This window comes from Vibrio sp. 03_296 (genome assembly GCF_002265885.1).
Map to the genome: position 1 here is coordinate 1 of NZ_NPKW01001300.1, position 313 is coordinate 313.

The 313-nt window shown below is 46.0% G+C and carries 1 protein-coding gene; it reads left to right on the forward strand.

Annotated features, from left to right (window positions below; translation table 11 throughout):
- A partial coding sequence (locus CIK04_RS31670; RefSeq protein ID WP_128824791.1) for a single-stranded DNA-binding protein occupies positions 1-241 on the forward strand: 241 nt, incomplete at its 5' end.
- Positions 242-313: the final 72 nt, after the last annotated feature.

A 313-nucleotide genomic window follows, 5' to 3' on the forward strand; every position in this document is an offset into this window, starting at 1 on the left:
TGTTGATGTACGCACGACCAAAGCCAAGGATGATAAGCCAGCACGCAAAATCTATGAGCAGGTTGCTTATGTTTATCTAGGCGGCAAGTTCCCAACGCAAATGAAACTCTCGCTTGATGAAGAGCAAAAGCCTTATCCGGCTGGCATGTATACCGTTGATAGTTCGAGTTATGTCGTGAATAACTTTGGTTCACTCGAGCTTAAACGCTTCGGCTTAAGCGTGGTGGCCTTGGAGTCTTAATGATGAAAACACCGACACCAGAGCAGATAAAGAAAGAATGCGGTCTACCGAAGAATGCTCAGTACATCGGCT